The sequence below is a fragment of the Nocardiopsis chromatogenes YIM 90109 genome (assembly GCF_000341185.1).
In the GTDB taxonomy this organism is placed as follows: Bacteria; Actinomycetota; Actinomycetes; order Streptosporangiales; family Streptosporangiaceae; genus Nocardiopsis_A; species Nocardiopsis_A chromatogenes.
The window spans coordinates 19381-34200 of sequence record NZ_ANBH01000086.1 but is presented as its reverse complement, the minus strand read 5'-3'; the positions used below and the strand labels follow the sequence as shown (position 1 = coordinate 34200).

Sequence of the window (14820 nt, the reverse complement as noted above, 5' to 3'; positions counted from 1 at the left end):
GGGCCTTCCCCCCGCCAGCACGTGCAGCCGGGGTCGGACGATGAGACGGCCAACATCAAGCGGGCGACCATACGGCAGGTGCTGGAACACCAGCTGCATAATGTCCGCGCCTGCGACCGGGTGCTCGACCAGGAGCGCACTCTGCCCATCGGCGACCCAGACGGGGTCACGGTCACCGAGCCTGCGGAACCGGGGCAGGCGATGGCGTTCTTGGACGAAGAGTACGAAGCAATCCAGCGAGGCATCCGATTAGCCACGGATCAGCGCCTCGAAGGGTACGAATGGCTCCTCTCGATGGCTCTGGTCACCTATCAGTGGCACCGCCACCTCCTTCACGACGCGCTGACGAACCTCAAGGACGCCGCCGATGCAGCTGAGTCCATCGCTACCCCGGTCGATCGCGCCATGGTCCAGCGGATGCTGGCAGGGACACGATGGCGGCTCGGCCAGTACGACTTGACCGTGGGCTACCTGCGCCGGGCCGTCCTGCTCAGCGAGGAGGACCGCAGTGCGGCAGGCCGGTTGAGTCTGGCCCGGTCGCTCCACCGGCTCGGGATCACCCTGCGCAAGCAGGGCGACCGGACGAGTGCAGAGGAAGCGCTGTGCCAGGCTCTGGAATTGTGCAAAGCGGTGGCCGACCCGGTTGGAGAGGCCGCAGCCCTGAACGCCCTCGGCACACTCCACCTTGATCGGGGTGAGCACGATCAGGCACTCCTCCGGTGCACCGACGCCCTTGGTGTGCTGGGGTGCACGGCGGAGCGCAGCGGTCTGGCCGACGTGCTGTTCACCTTGGCCAAGGTACACGTGGCCTGCTCCGAGCGGGACGAGGCCGTCTCCCTGTACCGGCGGGCCTGCGACATCTACCGCGAACAGGAGAACTGGCCCAGCGAGCACAAGACACGGCGGCTCTTCGCGGACGTCCTGGTGTCCGTTGGCAAGACCGAAGAGGCGATACGGGAGCTGGAGAGAGTCATCGTGCTGCGTGAGCTGATGGGCCTCGAAGGCGTACCTGAGGTCCGGGACTTGTTGGAAGGATTGAGGTGACCCGCCCGGCCGACGACCGTCGGCTCACCGTTACAGCCGAGGCGGATGTGTGCGGTAGTACTCGGTCGGGTCGGGGCTTAGCGGCCTCGGCGGCCGCCGCGAGCCCAGCGGGGGCAAGTACGGGCGAAGCCAGTCGAACACCTCACCGACATCCGCCGGGCGCTCTTCCGCCTCCCACCGAACCATTTGCAGCGCAAGGTCCGCGAACTCCGGAGGGAGTTTGTCGAGGAGGTCGGTCGGCAGCACCGAACCGCCAGGTTCCGCCCGCTCCTCCAGTCCGCCATAGGGCAGCCGCATGACGGTCATCTCCAGCAGGATGCAGCCCAGCCCGAAGATGTCCGCCCGGCGTGTCAGACCTGAAGGGCATGCGTCGTACTGCTCGGGGGAGGCCCAGCCAAGCGTGCCTCGCTCACAGTCCGTCTCCTCGCCCTCCCGGGCCGCGTGGCCCATGTCAATAAGACGGAGACGGCCGTCCGGTTGCACGATGACGTTCTCAGGCTTGAGATCGCAGTGCACCAGGTTTCGGTCGTGCACTTCCCGTAGAATTTCACATAGCTGGCCGATTATGGACGCGACGGTCCCGGGATGCCTGACGGGCCTAGCCGCCAACAGCACATTCTGCAGTTGGTCCCCTTCGACGAACTCCATGACCAGGCACCGGCGTCTCCGGTAGCTCCCGGTCGCGATGATTTCAGGGATCGCCTCGATGCCCGTCAGCATCATCATGTGCGCTCCCTCTTCGAGTAGCATCCTGCCCGCCCAGGAGAAATTGCTCTCCGGCCCGAGATCACGGGGCTTCTGGAGCTTCACCGCCTTCTTCTCCCCGCTCCTGCGGTCACGGCCGAGGAAGAGGTCGCCCTGGCCGCCGCCGCCGACCATGTCCAGCACTTCATAGCGCTCCTCCACATCGCCGATCTCCTCGATCTCCTTCATGACCGCCCTTCTGTCCTCCGTAGAGAAGTGGAGCAGAATATGTCCCAGCCGTGGCTGCCACCCGAAGGGGTGACCCGCGCCTCCGAGATCATCACGGTATCCGCCGGGATGTTCAAGGGAGGAGAATTCCGATGCCCTGCCGCCGACGCGCTCAAGGCCCGCGGCTACCGCACCTCCGCTCCGGTACGGCGCCGCCGCGAGCGGTTGGAGCACTTTGCCCTCGGCCCCTTTATGGCCGCCTGCGACGCCCGCAGCCGCCCCTCCGGCACCCCGCCCCGGATATCGGACGCAACCGTGCATGACGGCCTGAGGACATGGTCCGACCATGGTCTGAAGGCGTACGAAGCGGCTTTCCCCGCCGACCCGGACCGTCCTCTGCGCGAGGTCCCCGAGCCGTGGACCTACCGCTACCGTCCCCCTGGCCCCGACTCGCGGAACGCCCGGGAGTACCGCTTCACCGTGTGGGGTCGCTGCCTGGCCTCCGCCGACGGCGCCTACCGTGAACTCCGATTGCCCGTGCACCGCCTGAACGGGGACCTCCCGCCCGACGGATTCACCGCCGCTGTCTGCCTGGTGCTGGCCGAGGGCACTCCTGGGCCGCCACCGGAGCACGTACGGATCGTGGAGTTCGCACTGCTCGACGGCCGTACGCGGGAGCTCTTCACCGGCAGCCGGGAACAGGCGCTCGCCCGGTACCGCGAGCACGGCCCCGACGCTCTGGCCGACGTACTGGACGGACAGGAATACCGTCCCGGTTCCGCCTGCGGCGGATGCCCCTACCTGTCGGTATGCCCGGCCCTGCGCACGGCGTCCGGGCTCCTGGGCATCGAGGCGCCGGACCGGCCCCGCCGCACCTGGTCGGTCACCAACGGACGCAACTACCGGTCCTGCCCGGCCCGTGACCACATGCGCCGACTGCGCCTGCCCACGGCAGACTCCGTCGAGCGCGGGGTGACGGCCGAGCGTGGCCGGGCCCTCCATGCCTACCTCGCCAACCGGCACGGCCGCGGATCACCTCGGCCGTGCCCGGTCGAGGTTTCCGAGGAGTGGGTGCCGGACGGATTCGACCTCCCTGAGCGCGAACGCACGCTCGGTGCGCTCCTGCTGCGACGGCACGCCGCGGTCTGCCCGCTGCGGTGCGTCGGGGACGCGAGCGATGTGAGGACCGAACCCCGCGTCGTGCGGCACGACACCGCCGCCAATGTGGTGGTGATCGCCGCACCCGACCTACTGTACCGGGACGTCGGCTCATGGGTATGGCGCGAGACCAAGACCTCCGCAACCGACCGGCGGTCCAACCGCCCCTTGCTGGAGCTCTACCCCCAATTGGCTCTGGCGGTCGTGCTGATCGCCCGTGGTGACCTGGGAGGCACCCCGCCCCGTGCCCGGATCGAGCTGGAGGTGCTGCGCCCCAGCGGTGCCGACCTGGAGACCATCGACCCCTTCGACGGCGCCAACCGGACCGCGGCTGAGGATGTCGTACGGGCGATGGTGGCCGACTGGCACAAAGACGACCTCTACGCGGCTGCGCCCGGACGCGCCTGCGAACGGTGCGAAGTGACCCACTGGTGCTCAGCGTCGCCCGCCGCCGGGACCGCGGCATGAGGGCGCAGGCGAGACGCCGGGCCGGTTTGCCGGTCACCGGAGAGGAACCCGAGGACGTAGGTAGCGAACTCTTCCGCGAGCTCGCCCGCATGGTGACGACCCTAGCCGAGATCCAGGGACTCCGCTCGTTCACTCTGCCCTATCCCGATCTCGCGCAGCGTGCACTGGACCGCACGGTGATGCACTGCATTGACGTCGGGCGAACACCGCCGAGGAGCCTTCCCGAGCTGTGGGAGTGGTGCCGGACCAAGCCGGCGGGCGATCCGCTCTTCGCAGTTCCCGCCTCCCTGGTCACCTCGGATGCGACGCTGGTCCACCCGGGTGGCCGGATGCCGACCCGGTCGTGCCTCGAACTCGCCTCGCACGGGGTGGGCGGAGGCGTGGCAGCGCATGCACGCGCGCTTCTGGACGACTTGGAGGCGCGGTGTGGAACGGGTGAGCGCTACCGGCGGTGCCGCAGGTTCCTGGCCCGCCACCCGGTGGTCCACCAACAGGACCGATTCGGGTCCGGCTGGAACAGGGACGTCTGGAGCCGGGTCAAGGACCTCTACGGGGAATTTCCCGAACACCTGCTCGCCGGCGGCCGCTTCCTCCGCTGCCCCTCGTGCGAGCTCCCCGCGCTGCCTCGGGACGGGACCACGCCTGTATCAGGGCCGTCCTCCACTAACGAGGTCATCTGGTGCGAGGGGGAGAACTGCCCACGCGACGCCCCTCCGGAGCTGATCCGCGACCCGGAGCAGGCATTGATCCTGCACCGATCACTACGGATGTTCCTCGCGCTCCCACACCGGACCGAGGAGGCCGTTGAGGACGTACTGGATCGCGCCGGGGTCGGCCGAGAGCCTTTGCCGCAGTGCCTATCCGCCTACCGGTTGACGGGCACCGGTACCAGGATCGTGGACATTCAGGTGCACGACCGCCTTCAGCCCGCCCTCCTTGCCGCACATGTCGCTCACGGCACGCCTCTGGCGGATCTCACCCTCGTTGTGGTCCCTGGCCAGCTCGCCGGGAGAGATGACTACCGGGAGGCCTTCACCGAGGCCCTTCCCCCGCTCATCCGGGGCCGACTGGTGCTCACGACACCCGTGGACCTTGTTCCCGCCCTGAACTGCCCCCAGAGAGAGGAGAAGGACGATGCGTAGTATCAGCCCGCCGCTGACCGGCGTACTCGACGCACTCCAGATGCACCTAGGGTCGTCTGTTCGTAAACCCGCCTTGGAGGCTTTCTGCCAGGTGGAACTCGGCCTGTACCTCCAGCAGAAGCTGATGCCGGGCACCCCTGCGGGCGCTGCCTGGGTGTTGTTCAGCGGATACGGGTTCGCCACGGCCTACGGAACGCCGCTGCCACCGGACACCACGCAGATGCTACGTGTCGCCCGGTACTCGCTGTGGACGCTCCGCAGGAGCCGTACCTGGCGCGAAGCCCTGGAGACCTACCAACGGTTCGATCCCGGAGTACGCGGCTACGACGTACCAGAGGCCGACACGCCCGCCCTCCACCGCGAGCTCTCCGTCGCCAGCAACCGCTTCGCCGTCTACGATCAACTGCTGCATGCCGCACCACCGCTGGCGGGCACACGCATGCCAGTCGCAGGCGAGGGCCCACATGCCTTCCCCATCAGCCGAACCATGGCCGTCGTTGACCTGCCGTCGGTCCCCCACACTCCCCTCGTCGCCCACGACCTGGACCTCGAACCGGCCGGTTGCGGAGAGCCCCTCGTCTTCACCAAGAAGGCCCTGGAGTGCACCGCGGCGGAGATGGACGCTATAGACGCCCGCGTCGACAAGGAGGACTCGAAGCACTGGCTTGGTCGGCTCCAGGCCTTCGACCTATCCACAAAGGAGAACGGCAGGTTCCACAAGGCTGGCAAGAACGAGGACTTCACGTTCACGGTCAACGGAATCCAGCACCTGCTCGGCATCGTCGGCGTGGGCAAGAGCACTCTGCGCGACATCGTCGCCGTCCATCTCGCCAAGCTCGGCAAGCGCACCACCATCGTGGTCACAGACGTCGCGGAGGTACTGAAACTCGTCCGGCTCTACAACCGCTACATCGACGGCGCAGCCGCACCCGTACTCGGCTCCTCCGGCCGGGAGCGCCACGCCCAGCGGCTACACCGCCGCCTGGCGGGCCGGGGCGAGCATCGGCTACTCGCACACGACGACCCCGACTTCGCCTACCTCGGGACCTCCTGCGTCCTCAACGTCAAGCGGCAGGGCGCCACTTCATCCGCCGAGCCGCTCGCCTTCGGCGAAGCACCTTGCTCGCGGCTCCGGCCACCGTCGGATCCGCGACGCGATAGGGGCGGCGGGCGGACCTCCGAATGGCAGAAAAGGGCGACGAGCTGCCCGTATTGGAACGTCTGCCCCCGCCACCACGGAGCCCGTGCCCTGGTCGGCGCCCTGATCTGGGTGGCAACGCCCGCCGGACTGATCGACGCCTCGCCGCCCCGCCCGCAGAACGGTGAGCGCATCCGTTACCTCGAGCTCGCCTGCCGCCGCAGCGACCTCGTGATCATTGACGAGGCCGACCGTGTGCAGATGCAGCTCGACCGGACCTTCGCCCCCGCCGTCGTCCTCGCCAGCAACGAGGACAAGGGCCTCATCGACCAGCTGAGCCGACACAAGATCCGGGAACTCGCGGCGAGCGGACGCACCCAGCTCTCCGAGCGAGACGTGGAGACCTTCGCCGCCGCCCTCAATACCGCTGGATCAGCCACCGACCGGCTGTACGCGATGCTCGTCGCCGGGCCCGAGCTGCGCAACTGGGTGCGGACGGGCTACTTCAGCGCCTGGACACTCCAGCTCGGTCTACTCGACGAACGCTACGAACTCCCCGACGGAAGTGGGCCGGAGCACCCGAACCACGCTCCCCGGGAAGCTCTCGGCAAGCTCCTCGACGCCTTCCGCGACAATCCTTTCGGCGACCGCCGCCGCAGGTCGGAGGAGGACTTCAGTCGACTGACCGCCCTCCTCAACGAACTGCTCCACACCGGTAATCCGGAGAACACCCGACGCCACCTGACCAAGGTCATGGACGAGATCTTCCATATCGACCCGCAGTACATGGCAGACCGGAAGCAGGAGTACGAGGAGCAGTACGACGATTGGCAGCGCGAAGAGGAGGAACGGCAGAAGAAGAACGGGCGCCGACGCAGGCCCAAGCCACCGCCTGAGAGCCCTGAGCAGTGGCGGCAGAAGCTCGCCGAACGCTTCGAGTTCACGCTGCTGCTCAGCGCTCTCGAGCCCCGGCTCGCAATGATCAACGCCATGTGGCCCCGAGTCGAGGCCGCCCTCAACCTGGGCTACAACACGACGTACCGTCGGCCGCTCGACTACGGCCCGATGGTGCCGGAGGCCCCGATGGGCAACGTGCTCGGCTTCCAGTTCCGGGTCCCCGGCGAGGACGAGGGCGGAGTCCGCAGCGGTGAGCTGACATTCTTCCGCTGCAGCGGCGTCGGACGTGAGCTGCTGCGCGCCATCCCCCACCTCGCCTCTGTCGACGGCAGGGCCGGCGCCCACCTTCTGCTCATGTCCGGCAGCAGCTGGGCAGGCGCGTCGAGCCGTTACCACGTCTGCGTCCCGGTGGGCGTGATCATCGAGCCGCCGACTGAGGTGACCGAACGCATTGCGGACGAGAGCCTGATGCGCTTCGAGTTCATCGACGACGGCGACGAGAAGCTGCGCCTGTCGGGCACCCACCCGGACGACCGCCCCGAGAAGCTGCGGCGCATCGCCACCTACCTCGGAACAGGAGAATACGACGCTCTCGAGGGAGGCCCGCTGGAGCGCGAGCTCCTCTCCCTTCCTGCAGGGAAGCGCGATCAGATCCTCCTGTTGGTCGGCAGCTACGCCGAGGCTCGCATCGTGGCTGACACCCTGCACAATCTCAACTCCCGTTGGCGCAACAGCGTGCTGTGCCTGGTCTCGGACGACGAGGAAATCGCGCCTGAGGACGAGGCGCCGTCCGCCTACCGCGCCCGGTCACTCCGTCGGGGCGATGTCGAGCACCTGAAGGAGCTCGAGGCGAATATCCTCGTGGCACCCTTGCTGGCCGTCGAACGGGGCCACAATATCCTCAACGACGAAGACGTGGCAGCCATCGGCACGGTCTACTTCCTAGCTCGGCCCAATCCGCACCCTGAGGACCTGTCCCTGGCCGTCCATACCGTCAATGACTGGATAGTCCGTGCCGTCACCGGCGGTGAATTCGATACCTGGGTACAGGGACAGCCCACCATCGAGGAGGGTGCCCACGAGGTTCGCCGCCTCGCCCGTTCGCGCTGGTACCAGGTGCTCGCCCGCTCGATGGCGTGGAGCCGCCTCGACGACAAGGCTCGGGAGCAGGTCACTTGGGACATGTTGGTCCTGATGTGGCAGGTGATCGGGCGGCTGGTGCGCGGCGGCGTACCGGCCCGAGTGGTCTTCGTCGACGCCGCCTTCGCTCCGAACCGCGGGTCCGTACCGCCGCGGACAGACACCCCTACGTCCAGCCTGCTGCACAGTGCGCTCGAGGTACTGGACCCCTACTTCGACGGCGACACGAAGTACGCGGACGAACAGTTCATCGTACGCGCCCTGTACGAACCGCTCTGGCGCATGCTTACCCGGTTGCTCGCCCCTGCACCGGCCCCGGACCACCCATAGGCGCCGAACTCCGTTCCAGGAGGCAATGTCGTGTACCACACTATTCGCACCACAGCTTACGAACCCGATTCTCTCCACGGACCGTGGCGGGAGGAGATGAAGGTGCTGCGGCTCGGCGAGGAGCTGCACACCGAGCTAACCAGGATGCAGGCCGGGGCCGGCACAGGCGCCGTCCGCCCAGACCGGCTTCCTGTACGCAGGCTCAACTCCCTGCTCCAGGCGATGGCCCCCGGTGTCATTGCGACCGGCCGCAACGCCGGAACGGACGGCCGCCTGCCGTTGATCTACGCACGGGAAGCCGTCCCACAGGAGGTATTGGCCTCAGCGATCGGCACCTGGGCGGCGGGCCTGTCCCCAGAGGACGACGACATCGACGGCGCCGATCTGGAGGAGAAGATCCGCTCCGGTGGCCCGGCCGAGACCGTCCGGCTGCCACATTGGGAGGCGGAATCGGTCGACCTCGCCGAGACCATAACCTCGTCGGGAGGAACTGCCGAACCCGCCGCACGGCTCTACAGCCTGCTGCCGGAGTGGGTCGCCTTCCGGCTGGCCACTCGGACGTTCCGTACCGAGGGCACCACGCTCCACTTCCGCGTCGAGAGCTCGGACGACGGTGCACGGCTCATCTCGTGGCCGCCTCAGAGGTACGAGCGCCGAGGACAGACGTGGTACTACTCGGCCTGCCTCAACATCACTGTCCACACCGTGCCGTTCGCCCCACGGTTCCGCGTCCATGTGTCCACCCAGGTACGCCGGTGGGCCACCCATCTGGATGTGCCTCCCTCCCAGCTCGGCGGCGCGACCGTCCTACTCGATGTTCCACTGCCATGGCCGGGCGGTCCGGACCGGAGCCGTCGGCTGATGGCGAACACCCTCGGCTACGACCGGAGGCTGAAGGAGCTTGTCTGGCGCCGTCACAGCCCCGCACTGCTCATGCCCGAACTGGACATCGTCGGCAATTACCCGCAGCCCGCGGAGCTCTTCGCCCATCCGGAACGTTGGATCAACGGGTCCGGGGCGGTGGCCGCCGGCATCGTCTACCGCCCGTCGATCGGCCCGCACGAGGTCGGCGCCGGGCTGATGCCGCAGGAACGGGCGGATCTGGACGCCTGGGTCGAGGAAGGGTTGAGTCCCATGCTGACTCGAGTCCCCGACCTTACGCGTGTGACCCGGAGTAATACCCCCTCGCTGCTGCCCCGTTCGGGTGCCGGGCGTGATCCAGGCGCAAGGGACGCCCAACTGGTCCTGCAGCGGCGGGCGGCACTGGCGCGCGCACTGAACAGCCGTCCCCTGGAGATCGAGGTCTTCTGGCAGACCCCCGAGACCCGCACCGCACTGCTCGGGGAACTATCGAAACTCATCGGGCTCCCTCCCGGGGAGAGAGTAGGGGCGGCCGACGACGATGACTGGGAGTGGCGGGGCGAGGGAATCGACATCCGCGTCCGAGTCCTACCAGCGGGCCCCATGGCAGACGCCATGCCAATTTCCCGGGATCTCAGGCGTCCCAAGGCCCTCCGGTTGGCCGATGCCATTGAAGAGCGCTGCCGACTCGTGGCAGACCGAAGGGGCCCGCGCTCCGAGGGGACCGGACTTGTGATCACGGAGATCGCCGAAAAGGAACGCTTCGCCGCCGTGCCGGACTCAGACCCCAAGCACGCACTGCGCATCGCCTGGGCGCGGCAGGGTCGACTGAGCCAGTTCATCAACCTGCCCGACGGCGACGAAAGCCGCCTGGAGCACCGGGCCAAGTGGACCTGGTTGGACGCCTTCCGGCAGCTCGGAGCGATTACCCCGCCCGCCCACCGGGTAGGAGCCGGAGTTCCCGGTGACCTCCAATACGTGGCACTCTGGCTCGTCCGCCACACGAAGAAGGGGCCCACGCGGCGCGCCGTCCGCCAGCTGGTCGCAGTGCGGATCCGCCCCGGAGAGGGGCCAGGCGGAATCGAAGGGTGGGACACCGAGCGCGCCGAGTGGGTGCCGTACCCGAAACTGCTGTTGCTGCACTCCCAGGTAGAAGAACCAGAGGAAAAGGCTGATCCGGAAGGTTCCGACGATGCTGCGGCCGCCCTGCGAGGGCTTCGCTCTGCTCCGCGCTCGGGCATAGACCAGCACTGGCAGCGGGATACCGAGCGGCAGATCCGTGCGCTCCTCTTCCAGCTCCGTGGCCGCCCGACACTCCTGCTCGCAGACGCGGGCAATCTACGCCGGTGCTGGCCCGACCTGCGCAACGGTGAACTGGAACGCGACATGCTCGGCTTCGGCACCGAATCCGCCCAGCGTCACACGCTCTACGGCGACGACCTGCGGGTGGTACTCGTACGTGACTCCAATGCCAGGGGGGAAGTGCCGGAATGGTACGCCCATGACACCAAGGGCAGGGTCGGCTTCGCCGAGGGGGTATGGGGGACTGCGGAGATGGAGAGCCGTGTCTTCGCGAGTACGGCCTCGAAGCCGCACACGGTGGCGAAACTGCCCAAGGGACTCATGAAGCTGGCGCCCACGGCACAGGGCCGGACAGCTCCCGGAAAGACAGCTTGGAACCCCGGGCAGCTGGAGATCACCGTGCTCTGCTGCCTGTCGGAGAAGGCGCTGGTGGACTCGGGGCGCGAAGGGGACTTGCCCGATCGACCGGCGGAGTGGGCAACGCTGACGCACCAGCTGCGCTACCACGACGACTACCCGCCTCTGGCCCGGCCCCTCCCCCTGCATCTGGCGCGTCTCGCCGGTGAGTATGTGCTTCCCGTCGCCAGAACTAAGGAGGACGGGAATACGTCGTCCGCTCCATGAGCAAGGTGCTATAAGCATGGGGCGTCCCCACCGAATGATGCTGTTAGGTCCTACCTGGAGTTCGGATCACAGAGACGGTGGGATGCTGCTGATCCCGAGCATCGCACCGCACAGGTACAGCCCTGTCTCATAGCTCCGCGAGGACTTGTCGACACAAGTCTGGATACCGCATTTATGGCGTTTTGGGCAAGAGACCGGGGTCTGTCCCACATGTCGTGGCGTCACGTCCACTGGAGTGGTGTCACTTTCCGATACTGTTCGAACATGAGCGCCCGTACTGACCAGCCGTTTAGTGCTCATGGCATGGCAGATTCGAAATTAGTTACACCACTCTGCAGGACGCGATCTGTCGTTGGGGAAACGGCCCTATCGCTGTCTGACACGACCGTGACGCACATGTGACGCACAGACGTGACAGGGACGGCACCGAGGGAGGACAGCGGCATCCGGACGGTGCGCCTACTCCGGACGCCCTGTCGGCGGTCGGCGCGGGGAGCGAACGGCCGCCCCCCGGAAAATGAATCGACGGCCGCGTGCCGCCCTGCAAGGGTGGGGAACCATGGCCTCTTCCACTCCGATTCCCCCCGCGGACCTGAGCCTCATGCAGCGGCTCGCCCAGCAGGTCACCGCCGTCCGCCCCGATCTGGTCAACAGCGATGCGTCCTTCGGTGAGCTGGCCTGGAACCAGGGTGCACCGAACCCCGACGGCGCCCACCGGCACCGGGTCTGGTCCTCCGGCGGCGAACCGGTGGCCTGGGGGTGGGCCCGTCTGCCGCGCCGGGTCCGGTTGAGCGACGGGTCGGTGCGGGACGTCACCGGCGCCTCGCTCGCCTACCAGGTCCACCCCGACCACCACGCCCTGGTCGACGAGGTGATCGCGTGGTTCGACGGCATCGCGGCGGGCCTGGAGCGCTCGGTGTTGCCCAGCGCCGCCGACGGGTTCGCCCTGGAGCGGTGGGCCGCGCACGGCTACGGGACCGACCCGGAAGCGCTGGGCGACACCGGATCCTGGACCCAGCTCAACGAGCGGGACCTCACCGGTATCGACCGGCCGGTCCTGCCCGAGGGCTTCCGGTTCCGCACCGCCGACCAGGCCGGGCCCGAGGCCGCCGTCCAGGCGCACGTGGATGCCTGGGCCCCCTCCGCGTTCACGGTGGAGGCCTACGAGCGCGTCCGGAGCACCCCTGCCTACCGCGGTGACCTGCACGTCCTCGTGGAGGCCCCGGACGGCACGATGGCGGCCTCCGCCGTGATGTGGCTCGACAAGGCCAACGCCACCGCCGAGTTCGAGCCGGTCGGGACGCACCCGGCCCACCGGCGCCGCGGGCTGGCGCGGGCGATGCTCCTGCACGGAATGCACCTGGCGCGCGCGGCCGGGGCCGCGCACATGACGGTCGCCTGCCTGGGCGCCCCCGGCCACCCCGCGGCGCGCGAGCTGTACTACGGCGTCGGGTTCCGGCCCCTCTCACGGGACGCGCCCCTCGCCAAGCCCTCCACCGGCTGAGACCGGGAGGAAGAGCGGATACGTCAGCCCCGCGCCGCCCGGTCGTCGGCGGCGGGCTCCGGGGCCGCGCCGTCCTCCATCGGCGTCCTGCCCCGGGCCAGGATCCACACCATGCCCGCGAGCGCCGCGACCTGCAGCGGCCAGCCCATGGCCACCTTCGCGATCCCCAGGAAGGCGAACGTGTCGGCCACGTCGTACTTGGCGGCCGCCCAGAGCGGGAGCTGCACCGCCACCCGGATCACGCAGGGCACCACCAGCAGCCACGTCAGGCGGGAGCTCAGCCGCACCACGGCGGCGTTGGCGCGCCACGCCGTGGGGTCTCCGGTGACCGCGCCGATCAGCAGGCCCACCGCGGGCCAGCGGACCACGATGCTCAGCGTCAGCACCGCCGCGTACACCGCGTTGTAGATGATCCCCGGAAGCGCGAAGTCCTCGGCGTCCCCGCTGCGCAGGGCGAACACGGCGGCGATGGCGATACCGAAGACGCTGTTGAAGACGAACTGGACCGACGAGCGCTGCGCCAGCCGCACCGCACCCAGCACCAGGGCGGCGCCGATGCCCAGCCCCAGGGCGAGCCGCAGCTCCTGAGCGGCCATGTAGGCGACGGTGAAGGTGAGGGTGGGGACCGCCGCCTCCACCATCCCGCGCTTGCCGCCGAGCGCCTTGGACAGCTGGGCGCGGACGACGGCCTCCACGGTGCCCTCGGAGACCTCGGAGGGCTGCGGGCCGCCGGATGGGGCCTCGGCCTCCTCCCGGTCCGCGGAGCCCGCGGAACCGGGCTCGTCGTCCCGGTCCTGCCCGGCGTCGTCAACCGCCCGCTGCTGCTCGGTCATACGGCTCCCGCCCGTCCTGCGAAACTCCTGCTCGTCGCCACCCCACCCTAGGGCAACGAGCAGCGGCCCCGCCCGGGTTCCTCGCCGCGATTCCGGCGCCCCCTCGTCGTCGGCCCCGGGGGAAGCGTCCCGGAGAACGCGCCGGTCGGGGCGTTCTCCCCGGGACCGGCGCGGATGGGCCCCGTCCCGGCGGCGGCGCTCCCCCTGTGACATCCCGTCGACCGGCGCCTACTGTGGGCCGCAGACCGCGGCCCCGGCCTCTGGAGGCAGTGCATGGCACGACGCACCCCGCTCCACCCCGACCACCTGTCCTTCGCGCTCGCCGTCGACGCCCGCCTGCGCGGCGGCTCGCGGGTGTGGTCGCCCTTCTCCGTCGGCGAGGCGCTCGGGCTGGTCGCCACCGGGGCCCGCGGCCGCACCCGCTCGGAACTGGAGTCGCTGCTGGGCGCCGGGCTCACCGGGCACCTCGACGCCCTGGCCGACGCGCTCGACCCGGGGGCCGCCGGGGCGCCGGAGCTGGAGTCGGCCACCTCCCTGTGGGTCCGGGAGGGCCTGAAGGTCGACCCCGACTTCTCCGCGCGCCTCGCCGGGCGCCGTGCGTCCTCGGTGCGCACCGCCGACTTCGCGGGCGACCCCGAGGGCGTGCGCAAGGCCGCCAACACCGAGGTCGCCGAATTCACCCGGGGCCTGATCCCCGACCTCCTGCAGCCCGGCGATGTGGCCTCCTCGACCCAGGCCATGCTGCTCAACGCCCTGTGGGCACGCGTGAGCTGGACCGTCCCCTTCGACCCGGGCGCCACCGCGCCCGCCCGCTTCCACGCCCCCGGCGGCCCGGTCGACACCCCGATGATGCACCGCCGCGGCGAGATGCCCCTCGCCCGCTCGGACGGCTGGGCCATGGCCACCCTCGTCGGCGGGGAGGGCCTCTTCCTCGACGTGCTGCTGCCGCCCGAGCGGGCCGACGACGCCGACACCGCGCCTCTGCCCTCCTCCGACACCCTGGAGCGGCTCTACGCCGCCGCCGTACCGGCCCAGGTCCGCCTGGCGCTGCCCCGGTTCGAGATCACCGGCCGCTCACGGCTGTCGGCGCCCCTGTCCCAGGCGGGGGCCCACACGGTGTTCACCGGCGACAGCGACCTGTCGGGCATCGTCGACCGCCGCCTGCTGATCGACGAGGTGGTGCACGAGGCGCGCATGCGCGTGGACGAGAAGGGCGCCGAGGGCGCGGCGGCCACGGCGGTGGTGATGCGCACGGCCTCGCTCGCCCCGCCGCCCCGGCCCGAGGAGTTCACCGCCGACCGGCCGTTCGCCTTCATCCTGCGCCGCAAGGGCGCCGCCCTGTTCGCGGGCGGCATCACCGAGCCCGAGGACCCGGGCCCGGCCGCCTGACCGGGCCCACAGCGCCGAAGCCGGGCCGACAACGCCGAAGGCCGGGCCTGGCGGCCCGGCCCGGTCGTGCGCGGTGGG

Annotated in this window: 9 protein-coding genes; 7 read left to right on the top strand and 2 right to left on the bottom strand. The window is 69.4% G+C overall.

Going from position 1 to position 14820, the window contains the following annotated elements; translation table 11 throughout:
• A partial coding sequence (locus tag D476_RS32610; protein ID WP_204366965.1) for a tetratricopeptide repeat protein occupies positions 1–1044 on the top strand: 1044 nt, incomplete at its 5' end.
• Positions 1045–1074: 30 nt separating this feature from the next.
• Here the strand turns inward: D476_RS32610 and D476_RS0108810 are convergent.
• Entirely contained in the window at positions 1075–1977 is a 903-nt protein-coding gene (locus tag D476_RS0108810) for a serine/threonine protein kinase (RefSeq protein ID WP_017623578.1), read from the bottom strand.
• Between the two features lie 39 nt (positions 1978–2016).
• Here D476_RS0108810 and D476_RS0108805 point away from each other — a divergent pair, with 39 nt between their 5' ends.
• From D476_RS0108805 to D476_RS0108785, 5 genes are all read left to right on the top strand, one after another.
• Entirely contained in the window at positions 2017–3582 is a 1566-nt protein-coding gene (locus tag D476_RS0108805) for a PD-(D/E)XK nuclease family protein (RefSeq protein WP_017623577.1), read from the top strand.
• Entirely contained in the window at positions 3546–4724 is a 1179-nt protein-coding gene (locus D476_RS0108800) for a pPIWI_RE_Y domain-containing protein (protein ID WP_017623576.1), read from the top strand. Before D476_RS0108805 ends, D476_RS0108800 begins: the two co-directional genes overlap by 37 nt.
• Entirely contained in the window at positions 4717–8229 is a 3513-nt protein-coding gene (locus D476_RS0108795) for a pPIWI_RE_Z domain-containing protein (protein WP_017623575.1), read from the top strand. The genes D476_RS0108800 and D476_RS0108795 overlap by 8 nt, the downstream gene beginning before the upstream one ends.
• Positions 8230–8259: 30 nt before the next feature.
• Positions 8260–11016 carry a pPIWI_RE module domain-containing protein gene (locus tag D476_RS0108790; protein ID WP_040725717.1) on the top strand — a complete coding sequence of 919 codons (2757 nt, stop codon included), beginning with the start codon at positions 8260–8262 and terminating at the stop codon, positions 11014–11016.
• 559 nt (positions 11017–11575) lie between these two features.
• Positions 11576–12520 carry a GNAT family N-acetyltransferase gene (locus tag D476_RS0108785; protein WP_026123359.1) on the top strand — a complete coding sequence of 315 codons (945 nt, stop codon included), beginning with the start codon at positions 11576–11578 and terminating at the stop codon, positions 12518–12520.
• A gap of 23 nt (positions 12521–12543) precedes the next feature.
• Here D476_RS0108785 and D476_RS0108780 read toward each other — a convergent pair whose 3' ends face one another.
• Positions 12544–13353 (bottom strand): DUF3159 domain-containing protein, encoded by an 810-nt coding sequence (locus D476_RS0108780; protein ID WP_017623572.1) that lies wholly within the window; start codon positions 13351–13353, stop codon positions 12544–12546.
• A gap of 273 nt (positions 13354–13626) precedes the next feature.
• On the opposite strand from D476_RS0108780, the gene D476_RS0108775 reads away from it, so the two are divergent.
• Positions 13627–14742 (top strand): serpin family protein, encoded by a 1116-nt coding sequence (locus D476_RS0108775; RefSeq protein WP_017623571.1) that lies wholly within the window; start codon positions 13627–13629, stop codon positions 14740–14742.
• Positions 14743–14820: the final 78 nt, after the last annotated feature.